Origin of the sequence: Variovorax raffinosi, from assembly GCF_051216615.1 — a bacterium.
Taxonomy (GTDB): Bacteria; Pseudomonadota; Gammaproteobacteria; order Burkholderiales; family Burkholderiaceae_C; genus Variovorax.
Genome location: NZ_JBPJZR010000014.1, coordinates 172,434 through 198,230, shown reverse-complemented (window position 1 = coordinate 198,230; position 25,797 = coordinate 172,434). Strand labels below are relative to the sequence as shown.

Genomic DNA, 25,797 nt, shown 5'->3' with positions numbered 1-25,797 from the left:
ACACCGTGTCCTATTCGCTGTCCCTGCTCGACAAGAGCCTGATCCCTGAAGGCGCCGACGCCGCACAGGCTTTCCAGCACACCATCGCACTCGCACAAAGCGCCGAGCGGCTGGGTTACCGCCGCTACTGGCTGGCCGAGCACCATGGCAACCGCAACTACGCGGGATCGGCGCCTGAGGTACTGGCCTCGCACGTGCTCGCCAAGACCTCGCGCATCCGTGTCGGCACGGGCGGCGTCATGTTGCAGCACTACAGCCCGTTCAAGGTGGCCGAGACTTTCCGCGTGCTGGCGTCGCTGGCACCGGGCCGCGTCGACCTGGGCATCGGCAAGGCGCCCGGTGGCCTGCCGCTCACCAGCAAGGCGCTGCAGTGGCTGCACGACCCGGTGAAGCAGCGCGAGAACTTCGGCGTGCGCCTTGCCGAACTCGATGCCTTCCTGCATGACGGCGTGACCTCGGGCCATGCGTTGGCGGGCGCGGTCGCCACGCCGAATCCGCCGCAGTTGCCGCAGCGCGTGCTGCTCGGCGGCAGCCCCGAAAGCGCTCTGCTGGCCGCGCAGCTCGGCTGGGAGTTCGTCTACGCGGGGCACTTCAATGGCGACCCCGTCAACCTCGAACAGTCTGTCGATGCCTACCGCTCGGCCACGGGCCGCGCGCCTTTGCTCGCGCTCTTTGCCTTCGCGGCAGAGACGCACGAGAAGGCCGCGCAACTCGTGGGCGCATTGCGCAGCTTCAAGGTTCATCTGCCAAGCGGCCAGAGCGTCAACCTGCCGAGCCTGGAAGCCGCCGCCGAGTTCGCGCGGCAGGCCGGCGTGACCGACTACCGCACCGAAGAGCGACGCCCGCATGTGATCGCCGGCACTGGCGAAGAGGTGCGCGACGCGCTCGATGCGCTGAGCGAACGCCACGGCATCGAGGAGTTCGTCATCGACATTCCCGTCGCTGGTTTCGCGGAGCGTTCGGCCTCCGTCGAACTGCTGGCCAAGGCGCGTGAACTCGCGCTGGCCTGAGTCTTTCCCCGTTTCCCTTTTTCCCATCAAGAAGAACGATCGTCATGAGCAACATCAAGTTCGGCGTCATGCTGCAGGGTGCCGGCAGCCACATGAATTCATGGAAGCACCCGGGCGGGCCGGCAGACGCCAGCGTCAACCTCGACTTCTTCGTGCGCACCGCGCAGAAGGCCGAAGCCGCAGGCATCGCCTTCGCCTTCGTGGCGGACGGGCTCTACATCAACGAGAAGTCGATCCCGCATTTCCTGAACCGCTTCGAGCCCATCTCGATCCTGTCCGCGCTCGCGACCGTGACCTCGAAGATCGGCCTGGCCGGCACCATCTCCAGCTCGTACAGCGACCCGTTCACGGTGGCGCGCCAGTTCGCCTCGCTCGACCTCATCAGCGGCGGGCGTGCGGGCTGGAACGTGGTGACCACGCCGCTCGAAGGCAGCGCCAAGAACTACAGCCGCACACACCCCGAGCACGCGCTGCGCTACGAGATCGCCGACGAATATCTCTCGGTGACGCAAGGCCTGTGGGACAGCTGGGACGACGACGCCTTCACGCGCAACCGCGAGAGCGGTCAGTTCTTCGAGCGCGAGAAGCTGCACACGCTGGACCACAAGGGGCGCTTCTTCAATGTGTCGGGGCCGCTGAACATCCAGCGCTCGCCGCAGGGCCAGCCGGTGATCTTCCAGGCCGGTTCATCGGACGCGGGTGTCGGGCTCGCGGGCAAGTATGCGGATGCGGTGTTCACGCATTCGCCCTCCATCGAGGAAACGCGTGCCTTCCTCAAGCAGGTGAAGGCCAGCGCGGTGGCGCAGGGCCGGCAGGCCGACGACGTAAAAATCTTTCCGGGCATCGGCCCGGTCGTCGCGGCCACCGAGGCAGAGGCCGAAGCCAAGTACCGCGCGATTCGCGAACTGCTGACGGTCGAAGAAGCGCTGGCCTACCTGGGCCGCTTCTTCGACCATCACGACTTCGGCCAGTACCCGCTGGATGCACCGTTTCCCGAGCTGGGCGAGATCGGCCGCAACAGCTTTCGCTCGACCACCGACCGCATCAAGGCCAATGCCAAGACCAAGGGCCAGACGCTGCGCGAAGTGGCTCTTGAAGTTGCTACACCGCGCACGCAGTTCGTCGGCACCGGCGAGCGCATTGCCGACGAGATCATCCGATGGGTGGACGAGGGCGCGGCCGATGGCTTCATCCTCGGCTTTCCGGTGCTGGGGCAGGGCCTGGACGACTTCATCGAGTTCGTCATCCCGGTGCTGGAGGCGCGAGGCCGCTACCAGCGCGAGCTGCCCGGCCACACGCTGCGCGACCACCTCGGGCTGCCGCGCAAGGCGAGCCGCTACGTGGCGCGGGAAGGCGCTGCGGCCGCTGAGAAAAAGGCCGCCTGATGGGCGCCGCATTGCCGCGCCCGGCCGTCAAGGACATCCACCGCGTCGAATCCGCCATCGCCAGCTACGGCGACGAGTTCATCGCACTGCGACGCGACATTCACCAGCACCCCGAGCTGTCGTTCAAGGAGCATCGCACCTCGGCCCTGGTGATCGAGCGCCTGACCGCCTGGGGCTACGAGGTCACGACCGGCATCGCCGGCACCGGCGTGGTGGGCACGCTGCGGCGCGGCCCCGGCAAGCGCCTGGGCATTCGCGCCGACATGGACGCGCTGCCCATCCGCGAGGCCACGGGCCTGGCCTACGCCAGCGTGAACGCGGGCGTGATGCATGCCTGCGGCCATGACGGCCACACCGCCATCCTGCTGGCCGCGGCGCGCTTTCTCGCGCAGTCGGGCGAGTTCAGCGGCACGCTGCACCTGATCTTTCAGCCGGCCGAAGAACTGGGTGCAGGTGCGAAGCAGATGATCGACGAAGGCCTGTTCGAGCGCTTCCCCTGCGATGCGGTCTTCGGCCTGCACAACTGGCCTTGCGTCGGTGCCGGCCATGTCGGCTGCGTCTCGGGGCCCGCGATGGCGGCCATCGACCAGGCCGAGATCACCGTGCGCGGCAAGGGCGGCCACGGCGCGCAGCCGCACGAGACGATCGACCCGGTGGTGGTCAGCGCGCATCTGATCACGGCGCTGCAGACGGTGGTGTCGCGCAACGTCAACCCGCTCGACATGGGCGTGGTGACGGTGGGCTCCATCCACGGCGGCGAAGCCTCCAACGTGATTCCCGGCACCGTGGAGCTGAAGCTCACGGCGCGCTCGTTCAAGCCCGAGGTGCGGACCTTGCTGCAGCAGCGCATTCCGGCGCAGGCACGCGCGCAGGCCGAGAGCTTCGGGGCCACGGCAGACGTCAACTACCGGTTGGGCTTTCCGCCCGTCATCAACCACGAGGCCGAGACCGCCTTCGCCCGCGAAGTGGCGCTCGATACCTTCGGCGCCGAGCGCGTCGATGCCGCATTCCGCCCGCGCACCGCCAGCGAAGACTTCGCCTTCATGCTGCAGGCGCGCCCCGGCAGCTATGTGTTCTTCGGCAACGGCGACAGCGCTTCGCTGCACAGCCCGCACTACGACTTCAACGACGCGATCCTTGCGCCCGCTGCCATCTACTGGGTGCGGCTGGCCGAGCGCTTTCTCTCCGACGAAGTTCCCCAGGAGACAGCCCCATGAGCGAACAGTTCCTCTACACCACGCCGCTCGATCCGCGCGCCAGGCCGTTGATCGAGGGCCTGACCTTCGAGTACGACAGCCGCTATGGCGACGTGCTGCGCGAGCCCGGTGCCCCGCGCGAGATCGATCGCTACCCGGCCGAAGTGTTCGCACCGCCGCACGGCAACTTCGTGCTGCTGCTGCGCGATGGCGTGGCGATCGGCGGTGGTGCCTTCATGCGGCACGACGAACGCACGGCCGAGCTGAAGCGCGTGTGGACGCACAGCGACCTGCGGCGCCAGGGCCTTGCGAGCAAGGTGCTGCTGGAGCTGGAGGCACAGGTGCTGCGCCAGGGCTACGAGCGCATCTACCTCACGACAGGCTTTCGCCAGCCCGAGGCCGTGGGCCTGTACCGTGGCCATGGCTACACCGCGCTGTTCGACGAGGTTGCCGACCCCGAGACGCCGCGCAAGCTGCCGTTCGAGAAGCACCTGGCCACCGCGCGCCATCACAGCCGGCCGGTCGCGGCCCAGGCGGAGGCGGTGCAGCGATGAACACCACCGTTCTTGACGCCGTCCCCGAGCCGCGAATCCCCGCACCGGCACGCGCCCCATCGAGGCCCGAGCCCGCACCGCCGCCGCGCATCGCACCGGCTGCGCCAGCAGCGCCGGCAAAGGGCGACTATTCGCACTTCCGCATCGTGCCCGCCCGCTATCCGGCACGCACGGTGGGCACCGTGTTCGCGGTGCTTGTCATCGGCATCGTGCTGCATTCGGTGCTGACCAATCCGCGCTGGGGTTGGGGCGTCTTCGCCGAATGGTTCTTCGCAGAGCCGGTGCTCGAAGGGCTGGGCCGCACGCTGCTGCTGACCGGGCTCGGCGCGCTGCTCGGCTTCTTCTTCGGCACCGGACTGGCACTGGCGCGGGTGTCGCGCTCGCCGCTGCTGGCACGGCTGTCGTGGGTGTTCACCTGGATCTTCCGCTCGGTCCCGGTGATCGTGCTGCTGCTGATCATCAACAACCTCGGCTACCTGTACGAGACGGTCGCGTTGGGCGTGCCCTTCACCGACATCACCTTCTTCTCGTACCCGACCACGCAACTGATCAGCCCCTTCATCGCGGCGCTGCTGGGCCTCACGCTGAACCAGGCGGCCTTTGCCTCGGAGATCGTGCGCGGCGGCATCCTGTCGGTGGAGCAGGGGCAGCTCGAAGCGGCTGCGGCGCTGGGTCTTTCGCGCGGGCGCCAGTCTTTCCGCATCGTGCTGCCGCAGGCGATGCGCACCATCTTGCCGACGGCCTTCAACGACATCATCGGGCTGGCCAAGGGCACGTCGAACCTCTACATCCTGGCGCTGCCCGAGCTGTTCTACACGATCCAGATCATCTACCGGCGCAACCTGGAAGTGATTCCGCTGCTGATGGTGGCGACGGTGTGGTACCTCATCATCCTCACCGGGTTGTCGGTGGTGCAGCACTACGTCGAGCGGCATTTCTCGCGCGGCGCGCTGCGCAATCCGCCCCGTTCGTGGCTGGGTAGCGTAGTGCGCGGGCTGTGGCGGTCGAAGGTGCCCGAGGCCGCGCCCGTGGTCGAGAGCAATGCTGTCGATGCACCCGCGCCGGCACAGGTGCCCCGGTGGACCGACCCGCTCACGCAGGGCGGCGAGGTCACGATCCACGGCGTGTCGAAGAGCTTCGGCACGCTCAAGGTGCTCGACAACGTGACGCTCGACGTGGGGCAGGGCAGCGTGACCGTCATCCTCGGCCAGTCGGGCTCGGGCAAGTCGACGCTGCTGCGCGCCATCAACCACCTGGAGCGCGTGGACGACGGCTTCATCGCCATCGACGGAGAGCTGATCGGCTACCGGCGCGACGAAGACACGCTGTACGAGCTGCACGAAAAAGAGATTCTCAAGCGCCGCGTCGACGTGGGCATGGTGTTCCAGAACTTCAACCTGTTCCCACACCTCACGGTGCTGGAGAACATCATCGAAGCGCCGATTTCCGTGCGCGGCCTGTCGCGTCCCGACGCCGAGGCGCTGGCTTCCGAGCTGCTGGTGCGCGTGGGGCTGGCCGACAAGACGCATGCCTATCCGCGCCAGTTGTCGGGCGGCCAGCAGCAGCGCGTGGCCATTGCCCGCGCGCTCGCGCTCAAGCCCAAGGTGCTGCTGTTCGACGAACCCACATCGGCACTCGACCCCGAACTGGTGGGCGAGGTGCTGGCCGTCATCAAGGAACTGGCGCGCTCGGGCACCACGCTGGTCATCGTGACGCACGAGATCGGTTTTGCCCGCGAGGTGGCCGACACCATCGTCTTCATGGAGCGTGGCCGCATTCTGGAAACCGGCACGCCCGAGAAGGTGTTCAACGCGCCGGAGCATCCGCGCACGGCCGAGTTTCTGGCCAAGGTTCTCTGAAGTCCTTTTCTCTTTCCTCCTATTCACTGCATCGCCCCTCATGAACCACCGAAGAAGCATCCTGTCCGCCCTGGTCATCGCCGCCTTGCTCCCGCTGGCCGCATCGGCCCAGTCCACGGGTGACCTGAACCCCGCACAGCCCGACCGGCCGCGCGCGCAGAAGCTGGACGAAGCCATCAAGCTCGCGAAGGATTTCAAGTTCCTGAAAGAAGGCGTGCTGGTTGTCGGCACGACGGTCGGGCGCCTGCCGCTCGCGGCCTATGCCACCGACACCAAGACCCCCGTGGGCAACGCGCCCGACATCGCGCAACTGGTGGCCGACAGCCTCGGGCGCAAGCTGGAGCTGGTGCCCAGCAACTGGGCCGACTGGCCGCTGGGCCTGCAGTCGGGCAAGTTCGACGTGGTGGTGTCGAACGTGACGGTGACCGAGGAGCGCAAGGAGAAGTTCGACTTTTCCACCTACCGCAACGACCAGCTCGGCCTTTATGTGAAGTCCGACAGCAAGATCGCCCCGATCAAGGAGCCGAAGGACATCGCAGGGCTGAGGATCATCGTGACCGCCAGCACCAACCAGGAGCAGATTCTGCTGCGCTGGAACAAGCAGAACATCGCCGCCGGGCTGAAGCCGATCGAGCTGCAGTACTACGACGACGATGTGGTGCAGCGCCTGGCGATCCAGTCGGGACGCGCCGACGCCTACGTGGGCCCCAACGCCCTCGCGGCCTATGAAGCACGCGACGGCAAGACCCGGCTTGCTGGCCTGTTCTCGGGCGGCTGGCCGTTGAATGCGGAGATTGCGGTTACCTCGCGCAAGGGCTCGGGCATTGCCGAGGCCGTCACGGTGGCGTTGAACGCGCAGATCAAGAACGGCAACTACGCCAAGGCGCTGTCGCGCTGGAACCTGAGTTCGGAGGCGATCGAGGTGGCGCGCACCAATCCGCCCGGCCTGCCGAAGAACTGAGCCCGACCTTCCCCAAAAGAAACCATGTCATTCAAGAACAAGGCGGCCGTGCTGGTCGCCCTCGGCCTAACGGCCCTGGTGGCCCTGACGACCGCGCATGCCGCCGAAAAATTCGACTTCAGCCCCGAGCAGCGCGGCCGCCTGCACGCAGAGAAGGACGCCGAAGCCATCAAAGCCATTCCCCCGGGCTTCAAGTTCGTGAAAGACGGCGTGCTCACCATCGCGGTGGCACCGTTCGCGCCGCCGATCTCCACCTACGCCACCGATGCGAAGACGGTGGTCGGCTTCGACGCCGACTTCGCGCACCTCCTGGCCGAGGCCTTGGGCCGCAAGCTCGACCTGCAGCCCATCGCCTGGCCCGATTGGCCGCTGGGCCTGAGTTCGGGCAAATACGACGCGGTGATTTCCAACGTGGGCGTGACCGAGCAGCGCAAGGAGAAGTTCGACTTTTCCACCTACCGGCTGGGCCTGCACGGCTTCTACGTGCGTACCGACAGTGCCATCAAGTCGATCAAGGAGCCGAAGGACGTGGCGGGCCTGAAGCTCACGACCGGCGCGGGCACGAATCAGGAGCGCATCCTGCTCGAATGGAACCGGCAGAACATTGCCGCCGGCCTGAAGCCGGTCGAGATCCAGTACTACGACGACGATGTGACGCGCTGGTTGGCCGTGACCACCAAGCGGGTCGATGCCAACTTCAACCCCAATGCGCCGCAGGCCTACGAGGCGGCGAAGAACGGGCAGCTCCGGCTGGTGGGCACGGTCAACGCCGGCTGGCCGCTGAAGTCCGATGTGGCGGTTGCCACGCGCAAGGGAAGCGGCTTTGCAGCGGCGTTGACCACTGCAACGAATGGCCTGATCCGTAATGGCACCTATGCCAAGGTGCTTGCGCGCTGGAGCCTTGCTGAAGAGGCCTTGCCCAAGTCTGAGACGAATCCTCCTGGGTTGCCTAAGTTCTAGGACGGACGCTTGATCTTCTGTTCGTCGCGTTGTTCGTTTGGGGGCGCTGCTGTTCAGGGCGGCACTCACGCCGACACGGTGCTCTTTTTCGCGAATGTCCCCCGCTTCGCTCCTCCTTTATTTCGCGAAAAAGAGCCCCGTATCGGCGCGAGCGCTCAGAGCACTTGTTGATCGGCCGCAAACGCAGAGCGTGTCCATGTGCGAATGACACCAGGTGCTCCCCGCAGCGAAATAAAGGAGGAGCGAAGCGGGGGACATTCGCGGAGGGGAGCACCTGGTGTCATTCGCACGCACCCCGAATGAACCCGAACCCGCGTTGAACAGCAGCACCCAATAAAACCGAGCCGAACAGACAGCACCATGACCATCAGACACCTAGGATTTCTCACCCCCGGCAACTACACCGAGGCCGACCCACTGTCAGGCCTTGAAGCCGCACTGAAGCTCTTCGAGTTCGGCGAACGACTCGGCTTCAACGGCGCCTGGGTTCGTCAACGGCACCTGGAGCGCGGCGTTTCATCGGCTTCGACCTTTCTTGCCGCAGCGACACAACGCACACATCGCATCGAGCTGGGTGCCGCCGTGATCCAGATGGGGTACGAGAACCCGTTCCGTCTCGCCGAAGACCTTGCCACCGTCGACGTGCTGTCGCGCGGCCGGCTGCAAGTGGGGCTGAGTGCGGGTGCGCCGCTGCATGGCGCGCTGCTGGGCAACCGCTTTTATGACACGGCACCGAACACCATCGACTTCACGCACAAGCGCGTGGGTCGGCTGCGGGCCAACCTTGAAGACGTGCTGCTCGGCGATGACGATACCTTCGTCGAGTCGGCAGGCGGTCGCGTGCGTCCGCGCGTGCAGCCCCATGCGCCGGGGCTGGTCGATCGGCTCTGGTATGGCGGTGGCTCGCTGCGCTCGGTCGAATGGGCGGGGCGCAACGGCTTCAACCTGCTGCTGGGCAACGTGCTGTCGGGCGAGACCACGAACGACTTTTTGCAGGCCCAGTTGGGCCTCATCGAACGCTACCGGGCCAGTGAAGACGCACAGCGCAAGGGCAGGGTGGCGCTGGGACGCGTGATCGTGCCGCTCGATGGCGCGGATGCCGCGACGCGCAAACGCTACCGGGAGTTCGCTGCGAGCCGCGTCGAGCGCACCTTCGAGCCGCAGGGTGAGCGCCGCACGCTGTTTGCAACCGATCTCGTGGGCAGCTCGGACGAGATCCTTGAGCGCTTGCGCAAAGACCCGGTGCTGCCGCACGTGAGCGAGCTGCGCGTGGAGCTGCCCTACAACTTCAGCAGCGAAGAGTACGAGCAGATCCTTTCGGACCTATCTGGCCGCATCGCGCCTGAACTCGGTTGGCACACCTCCGTCGAGCCATCGCCTGAAGAAGCCTTGCTGGTCGACTGAGGCATTTTCAGATGGCTTGGTTATGCGCTTATCGCAATCGCTTCGTTGGTGAATGCGAGCGAACTCCCTAGAGTGCAACCTGCCTTCTTTCTTCTGCATTCACAAGGAGTTCTGCATGTCGATTCTCAGCAAATGGTGGCGCGTTGTATCCGTGGCCACGCTGACTTTCCTTGCCACGGCACCCGCCGCGTTCGCCCAGGCCTCGGCCGATGGCAGCGGGCCGCTGGTGTCGACCGACTGGCTCGAAAAGAACCTCAAGAACACGAAGCTGCGGGTCATCGAAGTGAGCGTGAATCCCGGGCTCTATGAGCGTGGCCACATCCCCGGCGCAGTCAACTTCTCGTGGCACAACGATCTGAACGACCGCGTGCGCCGCGACATCGTGAGCCAGGCCGAGTTCGAGAAGCTGCTCTCCGCCGCAGGCGTCGACAAGGACACCACGGTCATCCTCTACGGCGACAACAACAACTGGTTTGCTGCCTGGGGCGCGTGGGTGTTTGACCAGTACGGCGTGCAGAACGTGAAGCTGCTCGACGGTGGCCGCAAGAAGTGGGAGGCCGAGAACCGCGCACTGGAAAACCGCGCGCCCGAGTACGCCGCCACGCGCTTCAAGGTCACCACGCCCAACCCGCAGGTGCGTGCGCGGCTGGCCGATGTGCTGGCGGTGGCCGAGGGCAAGGCCGACACCAAGCTCGTGGACATCCGCTCGGCGGACGAATACAGCGGCAAGATCTTCGCGCCGGCCGGTGCCGCCGAACTGGCGGTGCGCGCGGGCCACATTCCCGGCGCGGCCAACGTGCCGTGGGGACGCGCAGTCAATGAAGACGGCACCTTCAAGTCGGCTGCGGAGCTGAAGGCCGTCTATGCGGCCGTGGGCATCGATGGCAGCAAGCCGGCCATCACCTATTGCCGCATCGGCGAGCGTTCGAGCCACACCTGGTTCGCGCTCAACAAGATCCTTGGCTACAAGAACGTGCGCAACTACGACGGCTCTTGGACCGAGTACGGCAATGCCGTCGGCGTGCCCGTCAACAACCCCAGCGGAACGGTCTGGGCTTCCAAATGAGTTCGAGGTGAGTCGGAGTCGGGTTGCCACCAGGTCAATTCGATAGACGACTTTTGGCGAGCCTTCGGGCTCGCCATTTTTTTGACTGGACGAAAAGGATCGAACGGCCATGACGACTTCATTGGCGCCTGCCGCCTCGGCATCGCCAGCGACACGCACCGCCACGGGCGTGGCGCTTGCAACCCTGCTGTTGATCTTCGTCGGCGTGCACCTGCTCGGCGAGCAAAGCGGCGGCCGCGCACTGGCCTTTGCACTCGGGCTCGGCGCGGTGCTGGGCGTGGTGCTGCAGCGTTCGCGCTTCTGCTTCTACTGCCACGCGCGCGACTACTTCGAGGGCGGCGATGCGCGCGGGCTGCTGGCCATCGTGGCCGCGCTGGCGGTCGGCACCGTGGGCATGCACGTGGTCATGACCGGCTGGTTGCCGGTGCCGCAGGCCGGGCGGCTGCCGCCGGATGCGCACATCGGTCCCGTGAGTTGGGCGCTGGTGCTCGCGGGCCTGGCTTTCGGTGCGGGCATGGTGGTGTCGGGCTCATGCATCAGCGCGCATTGGTACCGGCTGGGCGAAGGATCGCCCACCGCGCCGTTCGCGCTGGTGGGTGCGGCACTGGGCTTTCTGCTGGGTTTCAACAGTTGGAACTGGCTCTACACCCGCACCATCGCCGATGCGCCGGTGGTGTGGTTGCCGCAGCACCTTGGCTATGCGGGGTCGGCCGCGTTGCAGCTTGCGTTGCTCGGGGTCGCCAGTGCCGTGCTCTGGCGTCGCCTGCCGGCTGCCGATGCGCCGTTGCCCGCTCCGCGCACGTTCATCGAGGCATTGCGGCGGCTGCTGCAAGGGCGCTGGGCCTATGGCTGGGGTGGCATCGCAGTTGGCGCCATCGCGGTGATCGTGGTGCTCCGGTTGCGCCCATTGGGCGTGACCGCCGCGCTCGGCAGTGCCGCGCGCGATCTCGGAAATTCGCAGGGTCTTTTGCCGCAGCGGCTCGAAGGGCTCGACAGTTTCGGCGGCTGCGTCACCGCGGTGGTGCAAAGCCTCTGGCAGACACCCAATGCACTGCTGGTCGCCGGCATCGTGGCCGGCGCGCTGGCTGCGGCGCTGGCGAGTGGGCAGTTCAAGCCTGCATGGCCGAACCTCGGGCAGGTCACCCGCGGCCTGGGCGGCGGCGTGCTGCTGGGGTGGGGCGCCATGACAGGGCTGGGCTGCACGGTCGGGAACCTGCTGTCCGGAACGATGGCCGGCGCACTGTCGGGCTGGGTCTTTGGCGCGAGCGTGCTGTTCGCCGTGTGGGCCGGGCTGCGCCTGAAGCGCCGCGCCGCTTCGGCATAGGTGCATTCGCGCGTTCTCGTGTTCGCTTTCTGCGTGCTTCGATATGCGGATTGCTTCTTTGGGTATGGCGCGAGGCGGGGCACAGTCGCGCCTCGCAACCACGCGCGATGCCGCCATGCAAGCCATGGGCATCCGCGCGTTTCTTCTTCTTCAAAAAAATATCCCGAGGGTTCTTCATGCTCCGACGACTTCTGACCGCGACCTTGCTGGCCGCCGGCCTGCTGCAGGCATCTATCGCCTCCGCCGAAACCGTGCGCTGGGCGCGCAGCGCCGATCCGGCCACGCTCGATCCGCATGCGGTCAACACCGGCACCAACTTCGGCCTGCTGCACCAGATCTACGAACCGCTGGTCGTGCGCGGTGCCGACAGCAAGCTGCAGCCCGGCCTTGCCGCCTCGTGGAGGCTCACGGCCGATGCGACAGTGTGGGAGTTCAAGCTGCGCCCCGGCGTCAAGTTCCATGACGGCTCGCTGCTCACGGCCGACGACGTGGTGTTCTCGCTCAAGCGGGCGCAGGCGCCCACGTCAGCGCTGAAATCGCTGCTGACGTCGGTGGCCGAGGTGACGAAGGTCGATCCGCTCACGGTGCAGGTCAAGACCAAGGGGCCGAACCTGATCTTTCCGAACAACCTCACCAACATCTTCATCCTCAGCGAAGCATGGGCCAAGGCCAACAAGGCCGAGCAGTCGCAGGACGTGGCGAGCAAGACCGAGAACTTCTCCACCCGCAACGAGAACGGCACCGGCCCCTATGTGCTGGCCTCGCGCGAGGTCGACACGCGCACGGTGCTCAAGCAGTTTCCGCAGTATTGGGGACGCGGCCAGTTTCCGCTGGAGGTGACCGAGCTGGTCTACGTGCCGATCAAGTCGCCCGCCACGCGCGTGGCCGCCTTGTTGTCGGGCGAGGTCGACTTCGTGCAGGACCTGCCCGCGCAGGACGTGGGCCGCCTCAAGGCCGACAAGCGCCTGCGCGTGACCGAAGGGCCCGAGAACCGTTCGATCTTCCTGGGCCTGAATGTGGGCGCGAAGGAACTCAAGTACGCCGACGTGAAGGGCCGCAACCCGCTGGCCGACCCGCGCGTGCGCGAGGCCATCGGCCTGGCCATCGACCGCGATGCGATCAAGACGGCCGTGATGCGCGGCCTGTCGAACCCCTCGGGAATCATCGCGCCGCCGTTCGTGCATGGCTACGAGAAGAGCTTCGCGGCCTACCCGAAGGCCAATGCCGCCCAGGCCAAGAAGCTGCTGGCCGAGGCCGGCTACCCGAACGGTTTCTCGATCACGCTGCACACACCGAATGACCGCTACGTGAACGACGAGGCCATCAGCACGGCGGTGTCGGGATTCCTCGGCCGCATCGGCATCAAGACCACGGTGGCGGCACGCCCGATCGCGCTGCACAGCACGGCCATCAACACGGCCGACACCGACTTCTACCTGTTCGGCTGGGGCGTGCCAACCTACGACTCGGCCTACATCTTCGATTACCTGGTCTACACGCGCGGCAAGGACGGACGCGGCCCCACCAACGCCACCGGCTACAGCAACCCCGAGGTCGATGCGCAGATCGCATCGCTGGCCTCCGAAAGCGACAAGGCCAAGCGCGACGCCACCATCAAGAGCATCTGGCAGACGGTGCAGAAGGAGCGCATCTACATCGCGCTGCATGACCAAGTGCTCAACTTCGCATCGACCCCGCGCCTGGACATTCCTGTCAGCCCCGACGGCACTGTCTATTTCAAGAACGTGAAGGTGGCGAAGAAGTAACGGCGCGCGATGCTGGTTCATCTCTTGCGCCGGCTCGGCCAGTCCGTGCTGGTGCTGCTGGCGGTGTCGTTCGTCTCGTTCCTGGTGTTTCGCCACATCGGCGACCCGACCATCAGCCTGCTGGGCGAAGACGCGACGGTGGAGGAGCGCGCGGCGCTGACGGCCGAACTGGGCTTCGACCGCCCGGTGCCCATCCAGTACCTGCGCTATGTAGGCAACGCGCTGCGAGGCGACCTGGGTGTGTCGTACCGGCTCAAGCGGCCGGTGGTCGAGCTCATCGCCGAGCGGCTGCCGGCTACGCTGGAACTGGCACTGGTGGCCTCTGTTCTGGCGGTGGTGGGCGGCGTAGCGCTGGGCGTGTACACCGCGATCCGGCGCGACAGCGTGGCCAGCCGCGTGGTCATGACGGTGTCGCTGGTCGGCGTGTCGCTGCCCACCTTCCTGATCGGCATCGGGCTCATCTACCTTTTTGCGGTCGAGTTGCGCTGGCTGCCGTCGTTCGGGCGCGGCGACACGGTGCAGCTCGGTGGCTGGAGCACCGGGCTGCTCACGCTCTCGGGCTGGGCCTCGCTGCTGATGCCGGCGTTGACGCTGGGCCTGTACAAGCTCACGCTCACCATGCGGCTGGTGCGCGCCGAAATGCTCGAGGTGCTGCGCGCCGACTACATCCGCTTCGGCCGCGCACGCGGGTTGCGCGAGCGTGATCTGAACTACGGGCATGCGCTGCGCAACACGCTGATTCCGGTCATCACCATCACCGGGCTGCAGATCGGCTCGCTGGTCGCCTTTGCCATCGTCACGGAGACGGTGTTCCAGTGGCCGGGCGTGGGCCTGCTGTTCATCTCCTCGATCCAGGGGGTGGACGTGCCGGTGGTGGCGGCCTACCTGCTGCTGATTGCGCTGCTCTATGTGGCGATCAACCTCGTCGTCGACCTGCTGTATGTGCTGGTCGATCCGCGCCTGCGGCGTGCCTGAACCTTCTTCTTCTCTCTTCTTTCCCTGATGACGCCTCCTTCCTCGACCGCCGCGGATGCACCGCGCCGCTGGCGCAACGCCGATTCGCCCGTGCTGCGCGCCTTTGCGCGCTCGCGCACCGTGCAGTTGGCCGCGCTGGTGCTGCTGCTGATTGCCGTGGCTTCGCTGTTCGCGCCATGGATCGCGCGGCAGAACCCTTTCGATCCCGCCAACCTCGACCTGATCGATGCCTTCACGCCGCCGGGGCAGCAGGGCGTGACCGGCGCCTTCTATTCGCTGGGCGCCGACGACCAGGGGCGCGATGTGTTCTCGGCCATCCTCTATGGGCTGCGCATGTCGCTGCTGGTGGGCGTCAGCGCGGTGGCGCTGTCGCTGGCCATCGGCGTGCCGCTCGGGCTGGCGGCGGGCTATGCGGGCGGTTGGTTCGACACACTGGTGATGCGGGTGGCCGATGTGCAGCTCACCTTTCCGGTGTTGCTCGTGGCGCTGCTGATCTTCGGCATTGCGCGCGGGCTGCTGCCCGAGGGCTACCGCGACGACATGGCGGTGTACGTGATCGTGGCGGCCATCGGGCTGTCGGAATGGGTGCAGTACGCGCGCACGGTGCGCGGCGCGGTGATGGTCGAGAAGCACAAGGACTATGTGTCGGCCGCGCAGATCATCGGCCGTTCGCGCACCGGCATCCTGGTGCGGCACATCCTGCCGAACCTGCTGGCGCCGGTGCTGGTGATTGCCACCATCAGCTTCGCGCTGGCCATCGTGGCGGAGTCGACGCTGTCGTACCTGGGTGTCGGGCTGCCGCCCACGCAGCCATCGCTCGGCACGCTGATCCGCATCGGGCAGGGTTTTCTGTTCTCGGGCGAATGGTGGATTTTGCTGTTCCCCGGGCTGGTGCTGCTGGCGCTGGCCTTGTCGGTCAACCTGGTGGGCGACTGGTTGCGCGACGCCCTGAACCCGAGGCTGCAATGAGCGGGCGCGATGAATGGTCGGTGGGCCGGGCGCCTGCGCAGCCTGTGCTGCGAGTGCGTGACCTGGGCGTTGAATTCGACACGCACCGGGGCACCGTGCGCGTGCTCGATGGCGTGTCCTTCGAGATCGCGCCGGGCGAGATTCTTGGCGTGGTCGGCGAATCGGGCGCGGGCAAGTCGATGGTCGGCGCCGCTGTCATCGGGCTGGTGCCGCAGCCGGGCCGCATCGCCAGCGGTAGTGTTGAACTGCATGGCGAACGCATCGACACGCTGCGCGGCGAAGACATGCGTCGCGTGAGAGGGCGCCGCATCGGCAGCGTGTTCCAGGACCCGCTGACCAGCCTGAACCCGGTCTACCCGATAGGCCGGCACCTGATCGAGACCATCCGCACGCACCTCCCCGTGAGCGAACAGGAGGCGCGCAAGCGCGCGCTGGCACTGCTGGCCGACGTGGAGATTCCAGACCCCGAAAGCCGCATCGGCCAGTACCCGCACCAGTTCTCGGGCGGCATGCGACAGCGCGTGGCGATTGCGCTCGCGCTGTGCGCCGAGCCGCAACTGCTGATCGCCGACGAGCCCACCACCGCGCTCGACGTGTCGGTGCAGGCCCAGGTGATCCGCGTGTTCCGCCGCGTCTGCCGCGAGCGCGGCACGGCGGCAATGCTCATCACGCATGACATGGGCGTGATCGCCGAAGCCGCCGACCGGGTGATGGTGATGTACCAGGGCCGCGTGCTGGAGACCGGCCCGGTGCGCGAGATTCTCGACAACCCGCGAGAGCCCTACACCCGCGCGCTGATGGCCGCGATTCCTTCGGTGCGCCACAGGCTGCATCGGCTGCCGGTGCCGGAGGTCGGTGCGGACATTACCGCGCCTGCCGTACTGCCGCTGGCGGAGATCGAGGCGCGCCCGGTAGCGAAAGAGGAGTCACCGCTGATCCGCGTGCAGGGCCTGTCGCGCGAGTTCGACCTGTCCGCCGGCTGGCTCGTTCGCACGCTCGCGCGTCAGCCGAAGAAGGTGCTGCACGCGGTCGACGATGTGCACTTCGACATCGTGCGCGGCCGCACCTTGGGGCTGGTCGGCGAGTCGGGCTCCGGCAAGTCGACCGTCGCGCGCATGATCGCGGGCCTGACGCGGCCGACCAAAGGTGCGGTGCTGTTCGACGGCATCGACCGCTGGGGCGGCGCTGCGCAGACCGCCGCGCTGCGACGGCGCTTCCAGATGATCTTCCAGGACCCGTACGCCAGCCTCAATCCGCGCTGGCGCGTGGACCGGCTGATCGCCGAACCGGTCGAGGTGTTGGGCCTGGCCGGCAGCGCCGAGGAAACCGAAGCGCGCGTGGTCGAAGCCCTGCGCCGCGTGCGCATGTCGCCCGATGACGGCCGGCGCTACCCGCACCAGTTCTCCGGCGGCCAGCGCCAGCGCATCGCCATCGCGCGGGCATTGGCGAGCCAACCCGAGTTCATCGTCTGCGACGAGCCGACCTCGTCGCTCGACGTGTCGGTGCAGGCGCAGGTGCTGAACCTCATGCGCGACCTGCAGGATGAGTTCGGCCTGACCTACCTGCTGATCAGCCACAACCTCGCGGTGATCCGCCACATGTGCGACGACGTGGGCGTGATGCAGCGGGGCAGGCTGGTGGAGCAGGGGCCCGCGAGCGAGGTGCTCGATGCGCCGAAGCATGCCTACACGCAGGCGCTGATGGCGGCCGTGCCGGATCTGCGCGCGGTGCGCGTGCCCGAGGCGGCGCCTGTGCAGGCGAGCCTCGCGGCGGCTACTTCAGCGCAGTGATCTCCCGGCTCTTGATGAGCCGCGAGCGCAGCACATTGCGGCTGATGCCCAGCAGCTTGGCCGCTTGCACCTGGTTGCGGTGGCAGAACTCGAAGGCCGTGCGCATCACGGTGTCTTCGATCTGCTCGAACAGCTGTTCATTCGGCTCGTTGAAGAGGTCGCGCAACACGGTCTCCAGCGCCTGTTGCGGCGTGGTGCCGGGCCGCGCTTCGCCTTCGGGCGGGCGGCGCTGGATGTTCAGCGACGACAGGTGCAGGTGCTCCGCACCCAGCATGCCGTGCTGGCAGATCAGCAGCGCGTGGTGAATCACGTTTTCCAGCTCGCGGATGTTGCCGGGCCACGCATGCTCACTGAGCTTGTGCTCGGCGCTCGCATCCAGCCGCACCGGGCCGTAGCCCAGCCGCTGGCGGTATTCCTCGATGAAGTGCCGCGCCAGCGGAAGAATGTCGCCGGGCCGCTCGCGCAGCGTGGGCAACGCCAGGTGCACCACATGCAGCCGGTAGAACAGGTCTTCGCGGAAGTTGCCGGCGGCCACCGCGTCCTGCAGCCGCACGTTGGTGGCGGCCACCACGCGCACGTCGATGGGCACGCTCTTGCGCGAGCCCAGCCGCACCACCTCGCGCTCCTGCAGCACGCGCAGCAGCTTGACCTGGATCGACAGCGGCAGGTCGCCGATCTCGTCCAGGAACAGCGTGCCGCCGTTGGCCGCCTCGAACCAGCCGGTCTTGGCCGAGAACGCGCCGGTGAAAGCGCCTTTCTCGTGGCCGAAGAGTTCGCTCTCGACCAGGCTCTCGGAAAAGGCGCCGCAGTTCACGGCCACGAAGGGCTTGCCGCTGCGGCGGCTCAGGTCGTGCACATGCCGCGCGATCAACTCCTTGCCGGTGCCGGTCTCTCCGATGATGAGCACGTTGGCATCGCTGGGCGCCACCATGCGAATGCGTTCGAGCAGCGCGGCCGAGCGCGGGTCCTGGAACACCTGGGCCGTGGCGCGTATCGAGGTGGTGAGCTTGCGCGGGTTGGGCAGCGTGAGCAGGGTGGGGGCATCCCAGTCCTCGTCCGATGCGGGGGAGGCATCGGCCGGCGGCAGCACAGCAAGAGGGCGGGTGTAGGCGGTCATGAGTAGAAGGTCGGTACGGGGTATTGCTGCTTGAGGGCCCATTCGCCGATCTCGCGCAGCTTGTAGGCCACCGGGTCGTGCAGGGTCTGGGTGCGCAGGTTGCGCCAGTGGCGGTCCAGGCGCAGGCCGCCATGCGTGGCGCGCGCGCCGGCCACGTCGAACATGCGCGTACAGATGTCCAGCCCCGTGTTCGTCGCGGCCACCTTCGCGGTGGCCACGGCCACCGCGACGTCGCCGCGCTCGGCCTCGGTCAGCGCGGGGCCGCGCCGCCAGGCGGTGTCGAGCCGGTCGGCCGCGCGGTCGGCCAGCACGCGCACGCTTTCCAGTCCGACCCAGAAGTCACCGTAGTGGCCCAGCACATAAGGGTCTTCATGCATCTGCGACACACGGGCCGTGTGCCACGGGCGCGACTCGTGCAGCGTGTAGTGCCGCGCGTCGTTGAAGGCCGCCTCGGCAATGCCCAGGTAGATGTTGGCCAGCACGAGCTGGGACACCAGCGGGCGCAGGCAGGCGAAGGGGGTCGAGAGCGGGCCCGGGTCGGCCAGCACCTCGTGCTGCTCGATGCGCACCTTCTCGAAGGTCACGCTGCCGCTGTCGGTCTGGCGCTGGCCGATGTTGTTCCAGTCGGGCGCGACGAAGATGCCCGAGCGGCCGGTGGGCACCGCCGCGACGATGAAGGCGCCGCTGCCCGCTTCGCGCGCGGAGGCGATCAGCATTTCGGAGTCGAGCGCACCCGAGCAGAAGCTCTTTTGCCCGGTGAACTCGCGCCAGCCTTCGTGCGCGTTCGACACCGTGCGGTCGTCCAGCGGGTTGAGCGCGTTGCCCCAGAACCAGCGGCGGCGCGCGGTCTGCTCGAACCACGGCTGCCATTGCGCGGGCCGTGCGAACAGGCGCACGGTGGCCAGCATCAGGTGATGAAAGCCGAACACGTGCGCGATGGAGCTGTCGGCCTGCGCGAGCAGGCGCACGACGTCGAGCGTCTCGCGCCAGTCCGCGCCGCCGCCGCCGAATTCATGCGGAATGCTCAGGGCCAGCAAGCCGCTCTCGCGCAGGGCATCGCGCTCGGCCTTCGGTGTTCCGCCGCGCTCGTCGCGCTCGACGGCCGTGGCCGCGAAGCGCTGCATGAGGTCGCGGGCAATGTCGCGGGAGGATTCGGCGATCGGAAGGGAAAGAACGGAACTCACACAAAGGCCTCGGTGATGTGCAGGCAGCAGGGTTGCTGCGCCAGCAGCATGTTCGCGGCGAAGAAGCGCCCGGCCAACGATGCGATCCGTATATCGATCCTTGCTTTGCTTCCATGGCAGCAGTACGCGTGGGCGGTGTGCCGCGTGCAGCAGATGTGATGCTGCGCTGCTGCTCCAGCAGCAGGAATCGCGCACGCGGGCGCATTCCCGCAGGCTTGGCGACTGGCACGCTAACTGCTGAACCGTGGCATGCAACTTTTCTGGTTCCTCCCCACGCACGGCGACAGCCGCTACCTCGGCACCTCGCGCGGCGCGCGCACGGTGAGCCATCGATACCTGCGTCAGGTGGCACAGGCTGCCGACGAACTGGGCTACGAAGGCGTCCTGATTCCCACGGGGCGCTCTTGCGAAGACTCGTGGGTGGTGGCCTCGTCGCTCGCGGCGCAGACTGAGCGGCTCAAGTTTCTGGTGGCGATCCGTCCCGGCATCATTTCGCCGACGGTCTCGGCGCGACAGGCCGCGACGCTCGATCGTTTCTCCGACGGGCGCCTGCTCATCAATGTGGTGACCGGTGGCGACCCCGACGAACAGCATGGCGACGGCAGCTTTCTCACGCATGCCGAGCGCTATGAAGTCACCGACGAATTCCTGCGCATCTGGCGTGGCGTGGCGGCCGGCGAGACGGTCAACTTCGCAGGCAAGCACCTGCGCGTGGAGAACGCGAAGACGCTCTATCCGCCGGTGCAGAAGCCTTATCCGCCGCTGTGGTTCGGTGGTTCGTCGGACGCGGCCATCGAACTCGCGGGCGAGCAGGTCGACGTGTACCTCACCTGGGGCGAGCCGCCGGCCGATGTGGCCGACAAGATCGCGAAGGCACGCGCGGCTGCGGCCAAGCACGGCCGCACGCTGCGCTTCGGTATCCGCCTGCATGTGATCGTGCGCGAGACCAGCGAGGCGGCATGGCGTGCCGCCGACGAACTCATCTCCTATGTGACCGACGACACCATCGCCGCCGCGCAGAAGGCCTTCTCGCGCTTCGACTCGGTGGGCCAGCAGCGCATGGCGGCGCTGCACGGCGGGCGGCGCGACAAGCTCGAGGTGTCGCCCAACCTCTGGGCCGGCGTGGGGCTGGTGCGCGGCGGTGCGGGCACGGCGCTCGTGGGCAGTCCCGAAGAGGTGGCGGCGCGCATCAAGGAATACGCGGGGCTTGGTGTGGAGACTTTCATCTTCTCGGGCTACCCGCATCTGGAAGAGGCGTATCGCGTGGCCGAGCTGCTGTTTCCGCTGCTGCCGCTCGACCATGTGCGCCCGGCAGGGCAGGCCAACATCACCGGGCCGTTCGGCGAGGTCATCGCCAACGACATCGTGCCGCCGTCATCGCAAGTGCCCGTGCGCGAGAAGGCCGCCGCATGAAGCATTTTTCTGCAGAGGCCGGTGACGAGGTCGTGCCGTGGCATGCGACCGTGCAGCGCGTCGCGCAAGCATTGGCCCAGACCGCTGTCGAGCGCGACCAGCGCGGCGGCACGCCGAAAGCAGAGCGCGACCTGCTGCGGGGCAGCGGCCTGCTGATGCTCAGCGTGCCGACCGAACTCGGCGGGCTGGGCGCGAGCTGGCAGCAGACGCTGGACGTGGTGCGCGGCTTCGCGCGCGTCGACAGTTCGGTGGCACACCTGTTTGCGTTTCATCATCTGCTGCTCGCGACCACGCAGCTCTTTGCGCAGCGCGCGCAGTGGCAACCGTGGATCGAGCAGACCGGCGAACGACGCTGGTTCTGGGGCAATGCGCTGAACCCGCTCGACAAGTCCACGCGCGCGGAGGCGGTCGATGGGGGCTATGTGTTCTTGGGCCGCAAGAGCTTCTGCTCCGGTGCAAGCGATTCCGACATGCTGCTCGCCTCGGCCCTCGATGCGAACGATCGCCTGCTGATCGGCGTCGTGCCCACGCAGCGCGCAGGCATCACGGTGCTCGATGACTGGGACAACATGGGCCAGCGCCAGACCGACAGCGGCAGCGTGCTGTTCGACAACGTGCGGGTCGAAGGGCGTGAACTGCTGCTCGACCCCGGCCCGCTCTCGACGCCATTCGCTTGCCTGCGTCCGCTGCTGGCGCAACTGATCCTTGCGAACATCTACCTTGGCCTGGGGGAGGGCGCGCTCGAAGAGGCGAAGTCGTTCACGCTGAAGCAGGGCAAGCCCTGGCTGTTCTCGACGGCTTCGGCCGCGAACGAAGACCCTTATGTGCTCACGCACTACGGTGATTTCTGGCTCGCGTTGCAAGGCGCGCGCACGCTGCTCGACCATGCGGCGGCGGCTTTCGATCAAGCGTGGCTGCGCGGCACTTCACTCGATGAACAGGAGCGCGGCCAGGTGGCCGTCGCCGTGGCTGCAGCCAAGGTCGCGAGCACGCGTGCGAGCCTTGAGGTGGCGCATCGCATGTTCGAGGTGACGGGGGCGCGTGCCACCACTGCTGCATTGCGGCTGGACCGCTACTGGCGCAACCTGCGCGTGCACACGCTGCACGACCCGGTGGACTACAAGCTGCGCGAACTCGGCGACTGGGCGCTCAACGCGCGTGTGCCGCAACCCAGCTTCTATTCCTGATTTTTTTCGACTTCAGATGCAACGGGCCTGCGACTTCGCGTTGCAGGCCCGTTGTGTTTTGCGCGTGCGCTTCCGCGTGAAGACGGCATTGCTGATTCACCAGCAACCCACCCGCAGCCTGCTGCCGCCCCAGCACGTGCGGCAGCGGTCATTGCGCGCTAACTCGTTGATTCATATGGAGTGAAGGCGTGGCACGCCATTCGCTTATATGCATTGCGCCGCGAATGCATTGCGGCTTCCAAATTGAGGTCATATCAACATGCGTCGAAAACAGAATGTCCTTGCTGCGTCCGCTACGTCGGTCGCTGCGCCTTCCGCCATTGCATCGGCCTTGAGCCGCCGGCGATTCATGGGCACGGCCGCCGCGTTGGGTGCTGCGGGCGCACTGGCTGCCTGCGGCAAAAAAGACGCCGAGACGCCGCCACCTGCAGCTTCGACCGATGCTGGCGCGAGCGCGAAAAAATACGCAGGCCAATCGCTGAACCTGCTGTTCAACCAGCCGCATGCGCTGGCGGGCAAGCTGCTGGCCCAGGAGTTCGAGGCGCTCACGGGCGCCAAGGTGACCGTCACGCCGGTGCCCTATGACCAACTGCATGCGCAGGCCACGCTGGATGTGCAGTCGGGCGCGAACCAGTTCGACGTCATCGATTATTTCTATCACACGCTCGGCGCGCTGGTGGCCGACAAGGTGGTGGTCGATGTCACCGACTGGATCGCGCGCGACACCGCGCAGATCGAGCCCAGCGACTTCCTGCCGTCGCTGTACGACACCTACACGCTGCGCAATGGTCGGCGCTGGGGCCTGCCGTATGACGGCGACACGCACGTGCTGTTCTACAACACGGAAATCTTCGGCCGGCATGGACTGACGGCCCCCAAGACCTGGGACGACTACTACAAGGCCGCCCGCCTGATCACCGAGAAAGAGTCTGCCAACGGCATCTATGGCGCGGTGGTGCAGGGCTTCAAGATCCCGGTGATCGTCGGGTCGTCTTATGCGAATCGACTGGCTGGTTTCGGCGGCAGCTTCTTCACGCCCGATGGCAAGCCTGCATTGACCAGCCCGCAGGCCGTGGCCGCTGCGGAAGAACTCGCGCGCATCGTGCCCTATGCCTTGCCCACGCCGGCGGAAACAGCGTTCGAGCACGCCTTGCCTGCCTTCCTGTCAGGCAAGGCCGCCATGATCGATTTCTGGACCGACCTGGGTGTGACTGCACAGGACCCCGCCTCTTCGAAGATCGTGGACAAGTGGGCGCTGGTCCAGTTGCCGGTCGGCGGTGAGAACAAGACGCCGCGCGCCGCGTTGAATGCGGGCTTCGGCCTGGGCATCACGGCCGGCACCAAGAAGACCGAGCTGGCCTGGGAGTTCATCAAGTGGGCGACCAGCAAGGACGTCTCGCTCCAGCAGGACGTGCTGCCGGGCAGCGGCATCGACCCGAACCGCACTTCGGTGCTGAATCATCCTGACTACATCAAGGCGGCGCCCAAGCTGCAGCCGGAGCTGAAGGCCGCCATCGGCGATGCGCTGGCGTGGCCGCTGCAGGCGCAGAGCCCGAAGCTGATGGATGCGCTGACGGAGCAGCTTGCGCTGATCGTGTCGGGCAAGAAGAAGCCGCGTGAGGCGCTGGAGGCGGCGCAGGCGAGTTGGGTGCAACTGCTCAGCGCATGAGTGCTGCCGCGGCGCTCCGTCTTTCTCCCTCCCCTTACGGGGGAGGGCCGGGGTGGGGGCACTCGGCCGTTCTATTGCCGAGACGGTATCAACCCCCCAGAGCCCCCACCCCAACCCTCCCCCGGAAGGGGAGGGAGCAACAGCCGAAGGCGGAGGTTTTCCAATGAGCAGCGTGCTGCAGTCATGGCGCGCGAGCGGCCAGCGCTCGGCGCCGCGCTGGATGCTGACGCCAGCGACCATCGGCCTGGCTCTCGTGTGCGTGGTGCCCGGCCTCTACACACTCGCACTGGCATTCACGAAATCCACCTTGGGCCAACCGCTGACCGCCTGGGCAGGCTGGCGCAACTTCGCAACGCTCGTACAGACCTCCGACTTCGCATTCACCTTGCTGCGCACCGTGCTCTATGCGGTGCCCGCCTGCGCACTCCAACTGGTCTTCGGCCTGCTCATCGCATTGCTGCTGCAGGCGCTGCGGCAAGGGCGCTGGGCCTACAGCCTGATCCTGCTGCCGCTGATGACGCCGCCGGTGCTCGTCGGCGTGGCCTGGAAGCTGCTGCTGGCGCCGGCAGGCGGCCTGCTCAATGGCACCTTGCTGCGCCTGGAATGGGTGAACGACCCGGTTTCTCTGCTGGGCTCCGCGACCTGGGCCTTGCCCGCCGTGATGCTCGCGGACAGCTGGCAATGGCTGCCCTTCGTGGTGGTGCTGTGCGTGGCCGCATTGCAGGCGCTGCCGGCCGACGTGTACGAGGCGGCCGCGCTCGATGGTGCGAGCCCGCGGCGCATCTTCCTCAAGATCACGTTGCCGCTGCTGGCGCCCGCGCTGCTCGGCATCTTCCTGCTGCGGGTGGTGATGTCGCTCAAAACCTTCGACCTTGTCTACATCCTCACCGCCGGCGGCCCGGGTCGCGCCACGACGCTGGCGAGCTACGAAGTCTGGAAGGCGGGCCTGCAGAACTTCGACATCGGGCAGGCGGCCGCGCAGACGCTGGTTTTCTGCCTGCTGGTGGCGTGGGTGACATGGCCGATCCTGCGGGCCCTGGTGTGGGTGGAGCGGCGCACGGGCTAACCCGTCGGCACACGAAAAGACGAACGACGACATGACGACAGCCAACGCATCCACCGCCCAGCACCCCGGCCCGCTGAAGACGCACGCAAGCAACGCCGCCCGAGCCCGTCCTGCGTTTCACGCGCGCGAATGGCTGCGCAAGACGGCGCTGCGCCTTGCGCTCGCGGCCGTGCTGGTCTTTTGCCTGCTGCCGATCGCCTTTCTCGTCGCGACCTCGTTCAAGACGCGCGACGAAGTGCTGTCGGGCCACTTCCTGCCGCTGGCGCCCACGCTGGCCAACTGGTCGTCGGTGTTCGACATCGCACCGCTGCATCGGCACCTGTTCAACTCGCTGGCGGTCGCGGTGATCAGCGTGGTCGTCACGCTGGTGATCGCCGTGCCGGCGGTGTATGCCGTGGTCAAGCTGCGGCGTGGGCCTGCGCTGGCCAGTGCATTGCTGTCCAGCTATGTGGCGCCGCCCGTGGTGGCATTGCTGCCGCTGTTCTTCATGATGCGCTATGCGGGCCTGAACAACAGCATCCTGGGGCTGGGCCTCGTGGACGGCCTGATGAATGTGCCGGTCGCGTTCTGGCTGCTGCGCAGCTTCTTCAAGCAGATTCCCGTGGCGCTGGACGAAGCCGCGTGGCTCGACGGCGTGGGCTACTGGCGCACGCTGTGGCGCATCAACCTGCCACTGCTGTGGCCGGGCCTGATCTCCACGGCGCTGATCTGCCTGATCCTGACCTACAACGAGTTTCTGCTGGCCTCGGTGCTCAACAGCCGGCCCGACATTCGCACCATCACCGTCGCCATCTCGCTCTTCCAGGGCGAGCGGGTGGTGAACTTCGGCCAGATGGCGGCGGCATCACTGGTCGGCATCGCGCCGGTGTACCTGCTGGCGCTGGCCTTTCAGAAGCATCTGGTCGGCGGGCTGGGCGCAGGCCGCTGAGCGGCTTCCATCAT

21 protein-coding genes are annotated in these 25,797 nt (G+C 66.9%); 19 read left to right on the top strand and 2 right to left on the bottom strand.

What is annotated here, in order from left to right; translation table 11 throughout:
- Nucleotides 1-5 precede the first annotated feature (5 nt).
- The 14 genes from ACSFB7_RS31750 (at nucleotide 6) to ACSFB7_RS31685 (ending at nucleotide 17,219) form a co-directional block, all read left to right on the top strand.
- On the top strand, nucleotides 6-1,010 hold the full coding sequence (locus tag ACSFB7_RS31750; protein ID WP_435476319.1) for an LLM class flavin-dependent oxidoreductase: 1,005 nt from the start codon (nucleotides 6-8) through the stop codon (nucleotides 1,008-1,010).
- 44 nt (nucleotides 1,011-1,054) lie between these two features.
- Nucleotides 1,055-2,395, top strand: coding sequence for an LLM class flavin-dependent oxidoreductase (locus tag ACSFB7_RS31745; RefSeq protein WP_435476318.1), 1,341 nt, complete (start codon nucleotides 1,055-1,057; stop codon nucleotides 2,393-2,395).
- The gene (locus ACSFB7_RS31740) at nucleotides 2,395-3,612 is read left to right on the top strand and encodes a M20 aminoacylase family protein (protein WP_435476317.1); all 1,218 of its coding nucleotides are present in this window, start codon (nucleotides 2,395-2,397) and stop codon (nucleotides 3,610-3,612) included. The genes ACSFB7_RS31745 and ACSFB7_RS31740 overlap by 1 nt, the downstream gene beginning before the upstream one ends.
- Complete coding sequence (locus ACSFB7_RS31735) at nucleotides 3,609-4,145, top strand: GNAT family N-acetyltransferase (protein ID WP_435476316.1); 537 nt, start codon at nucleotides 3,609-3,611, stop codon at nucleotides 4,143-4,145. The genes ACSFB7_RS31740 and ACSFB7_RS31735 overlap by 4 nt, the downstream gene beginning before the upstream one ends.
- Nucleotides 4,142-6,004 carry an amino acid ABC transporter permease/ATP-binding protein gene (locus tag ACSFB7_RS31730; RefSeq protein WP_435476315.1) on the top strand — a complete coding sequence of 621 codons (1,863 nt, stop codon included), beginning with the start codon at nucleotides 4,142-4,144 and terminating at the stop codon, nucleotides 6,002-6,004. Before ACSFB7_RS31735 ends, ACSFB7_RS31730 begins: the two co-directional genes overlap by 4 nt.
- Nucleotides 6,005-6,044: 40 nt before the next feature.
- Complete coding sequence (locus ACSFB7_RS31725; RefSeq protein WP_435476314.1) at nucleotides 6,045-6,965, top strand: ABC transporter substrate-binding protein; 921 nt, start codon at nucleotides 6,045-6,047, stop codon at nucleotides 6,963-6,965.
- A 24-nt stretch (nucleotides 6,966-6,989) separates the two neighbouring features.
- Nucleotides 6,990-7,925, top strand: a complete 936-nt coding sequence (locus ACSFB7_RS31720; RefSeq protein WP_435476313.1) for an ABC transporter substrate-binding protein — start codon at nucleotides 6,990-6,992, stop codon at nucleotides 7,923-7,925.
- 360 nt (nucleotides 7,926-8,285) lie between these two features.
- Nucleotides 8,286-9,329 (top strand): LLM class flavin-dependent oxidoreductase, encoded by a 1,044-nt coding sequence (locus tag ACSFB7_RS31715; RefSeq protein ID WP_435476312.1) that lies wholly within the window; start codon nucleotides 8,286-8,288, stop codon nucleotides 9,327-9,329.
- Between the two features lie 115 nt (nucleotides 9,330-9,444).
- Nucleotides 9,445-10,395, top strand: a complete 951-nt coding sequence (locus ACSFB7_RS31710) for a sulfurtransferase (RefSeq protein ID WP_435476311.1) — start codon at nucleotides 9,445-9,447, stop codon at nucleotides 10,393-10,395.
- Nucleotides 10,396-10,504: 109 nt separating this feature from the next.
- Nucleotides 10,505-11,719 (top strand): YeeE/YedE family protein, encoded by a 1,215-nt coding sequence (locus ACSFB7_RS31705; RefSeq protein WP_435476310.1) that lies wholly within the window; start codon nucleotides 10,505-10,507, stop codon nucleotides 11,717-11,719.
- Between the two features lie 176 nt (nucleotides 11,720-11,895).
- The gene (locus ACSFB7_RS31700; protein WP_435476309.1) at nucleotides 11,896-13,485 is read left to right on the top strand and encodes an ABC transporter substrate-binding protein; all 1,590 of its coding nucleotides are present in this window, start codon (nucleotides 11,896-11,898) and stop codon (nucleotides 13,483-13,485) included.
- 9 nt (nucleotides 13,486-13,494) lie between these two features.
- Entirely contained in the window at nucleotides 13,495-14,460 is a 966-nt protein-coding gene (locus ACSFB7_RS31695) for an ABC transporter permease (protein ID WP_435476308.1), read from the top strand.
- Between the two features lie 27 nt (nucleotides 14,461-14,487).
- Nucleotides 14,488-15,429: an ABC transporter permease gene (locus ACSFB7_RS31690; RefSeq protein WP_435476307.1), complete on the top strand. Its 942-nt coding sequence runs from the start codon at nucleotides 14,488-14,490 to the stop codon at nucleotides 15,427-15,429.
- Nucleotides 15,426-17,219, top strand: coding sequence for an ABC transporter ATP-binding protein (locus tag ACSFB7_RS31685; protein WP_435476306.1), 1,794 nt, complete (start codon nucleotides 15,426-15,428; stop codon nucleotides 17,217-17,219). The genes ACSFB7_RS31690 and ACSFB7_RS31685 overlap by 4 nt, the downstream gene beginning before the upstream one ends.
- Here the strand turns inward: ACSFB7_RS31685 and ACSFB7_RS31680 are convergent.
- Both ACSFB7_RS31680 and ACSFB7_RS31675 read right to left on the bottom strand, forming a co-directional pair.
- Nucleotides 17,203-18,336 (bottom strand): sigma-54 interaction domain-containing protein, encoded by a 1,134-nt coding sequence (locus tag ACSFB7_RS31680; protein WP_435476305.1) that lies wholly within the window; start codon nucleotides 18,334-18,336, stop codon nucleotides 17,203-17,205. The genes ACSFB7_RS31685 and ACSFB7_RS31680 overlap by 17 nt on opposite strands.
- A complete protein-coding gene (locus ACSFB7_RS31675; RefSeq protein ID WP_435476331.1) occupies nucleotides 18,333-19,460 on the bottom strand; it encodes an acyl-CoA dehydrogenase family protein in 1,128 nt (375 codons plus the stop codon). The genes ACSFB7_RS31680 and ACSFB7_RS31675 overlap by 4 nt, the downstream gene beginning before the upstream one ends.
- A gap of 309 nt (nucleotides 19,461-19,769) precedes the next feature.
- Between ACSFB7_RS31675 and ssuD the strand changes: the two genes are divergently transcribed.
- The 5 genes from ssuD to ACSFB7_RS31650 all read left to right on the top strand — a co-directional run bounded on the left by ssuD (nucleotide 19,770) and on the right by ACSFB7_RS31650 (nucleotide 25,783).
- A complete protein-coding gene (gene ssuD, locus ACSFB7_RS31670; protein ID WP_435476304.1) occupies nucleotides 19,770-20,933 on the top strand; it encodes an FMNH2-dependent alkanesulfonate monooxygenase in 1,164 nt (387 codons plus the stop codon).
- On the top strand, nucleotides 20,930-22,120 hold the full coding sequence (locus ACSFB7_RS31665) for an acyl-CoA dehydrogenase family protein (protein ID WP_435476303.1): 1,191 nt from the start codon (nucleotides 20,930-20,932) through the stop codon (nucleotides 22,118-22,120). Before ssuD ends, ACSFB7_RS31665 begins: the two co-directional genes overlap by 4 nt.
- 259 nt (nucleotides 22,121-22,379) lie before the next feature.
- Nucleotides 22,380-23,789: an ABC transporter substrate-binding protein gene (locus ACSFB7_RS31660; RefSeq protein WP_435476302.1), complete on the top strand. Its 1,410-nt coding sequence runs from the start codon at nucleotides 22,380-22,382 to the stop codon at nucleotides 23,787-23,789.
- A 163-nt stretch (nucleotides 23,790-23,952) separates the two neighbouring features.
- Nucleotides 23,953-24,855: a carbohydrate ABC transporter permease gene (locus ACSFB7_RS31655; protein WP_435476301.1), complete on the top strand. Its 903-nt coding sequence runs from the start codon at nucleotides 23,953-23,955 to the stop codon at nucleotides 24,853-24,855.
- Nucleotides 24,856-24,886: 31 nt separating this feature from the next.
- Nucleotides 24,887-25,783, top strand: coding sequence for a carbohydrate ABC transporter permease (locus ACSFB7_RS31650; protein WP_435476300.1), 897 nt, complete (start codon nucleotides 24,887-24,889; stop codon nucleotides 25,781-25,783).
- Nucleotides 25,784-25,797: the final 14 nt, after the last annotated feature.

Excerpts from the sequence above, each read along its gene's own strand:
- ACSFB7_RS31745 (WP_435476318.1), top strand. The coding sequence starts at position 1,055 with ATGAGCAACATCAAGTTCGGCGTCATGCTGCAGGGTGCCGGCAGCCAC.
- ACSFB7_RS31740 (WP_435476317.1), top strand. The coding sequence starts at position 2,395 with ATGGGCGCCGCATTGCCGCGCCCGGCCGTCAAGGACATCCACCGCGTC.
- ACSFB7_RS31735 (WP_435476316.1), top strand. The coding sequence starts at position 3,609 with ATGAGCGAACAGTTCCTCTACACCACGCCGCTCGATCCGCGCGCCAGG.
- ACSFB7_RS31730 (WP_435476315.1), top strand. The coding sequence starts at position 4,142 with ATGAACACCACCGTTCTTGACGCCGTCCCCGAGCCGCGAATCCCCGCA.
- ACSFB7_RS31725 (WP_435476314.1), top strand. The coding sequence starts at position 6,045 with ATGAACCACCGAAGAAGCATCCTGTCCGCCCTGGTCATCGCCGCCTTG.
- ACSFB7_RS31720 (WP_435476313.1), top strand. The coding sequence starts at position 6,990 with ATGTCATTCAAGAACAAGGCGGCCGTGCTGGTCGCCCTCGGCCTAACG.
- ACSFB7_RS31715 (WP_435476312.1), top strand. The coding sequence starts at position 8,286 with ATGACCATCAGACACCTAGGATTTCTCACCCCCGGCAACTACACCGAG.
- ACSFB7_RS31710 (WP_435476311.1), top strand. The coding sequence starts at position 9,445 with ATGTCGATTCTCAGCAAATGGTGGCGCGTTGTATCCGTGGCCACGCTG.
- ACSFB7_RS31705 (WP_435476310.1), top strand. The coding sequence starts at position 10,505 with ATGACGACTTCATTGGCGCCTGCCGCCTCGGCATCGCCAGCGACACGC.
- ACSFB7_RS31700 (WP_435476309.1), top strand. The coding sequence starts at position 11,896 with ATGCTCCGACGACTTCTGACCGCGACCTTGCTGGCCGCCGGCCTGCTG.
- ACSFB7_RS31695 (WP_435476308.1), top strand. The coding sequence starts at position 13,495 with ATGCTGGTTCATCTCTTGCGCCGGCTCGGCCAGTCCGTGCTGGTGCTG.
- ACSFB7_RS31690 (WP_435476307.1), top strand. The coding sequence starts at position 14,488 with ATGACGCCTCCTTCCTCGACCGCCGCGGATGCACCGCGCCGCTGGCGC.
- ACSFB7_RS31685 (WP_435476306.1), top strand. The coding sequence starts at position 15,426 with ATGAGCGGGCGCGATGAATGGTCGGTGGGCCGGGCGCCTGCGCAGCCT.
- ACSFB7_RS31680 (WP_435476305.1), bottom strand. The coding sequence starts at position 18,336 with ATGACCGCCTACACCCGCCCTCTTGCTGTGCTGCCGCCGGCCGATGCC.
- ACSFB7_RS31675 (WP_435476331.1), bottom strand. The coding sequence starts at position 19,460 with ATGCAGCGCTTCGCGGCCACGGCCGTCGAGCGCGACGAGCGCGGCGGA.
- ssuD (WP_435476304.1), top strand. The coding sequence starts at position 19,770 with ATGCAACTTTTCTGGTTCCTCCCCACGCACGGCGACAGCCGCTACCTC.
- ACSFB7_RS31665 (WP_435476303.1), top strand. The coding sequence starts at position 20,930 with ATGAAGCATTTTTCTGCAGAGGCCGGTGACGAGGTCGTGCCGTGGCAT.
- ACSFB7_RS31660 (WP_435476302.1), top strand. The coding sequence starts at position 22,380 with ATGCGTCGAAAACAGAATGTCCTTGCTGCGTCCGCTACGTCGGTCGCT.
- ACSFB7_RS31655 (WP_435476301.1), top strand. The coding sequence starts at position 23,953 with ATGAGCAGCGTGCTGCAGTCATGGCGCGCGAGCGGCCAGCGCTCGGCG.
- ACSFB7_RS31650 (WP_435476300.1), top strand. The coding sequence starts at position 24,887 with ATGACGACAGCCAACGCATCCACCGCCCAGCACCCCGGCCCGCTGAAG.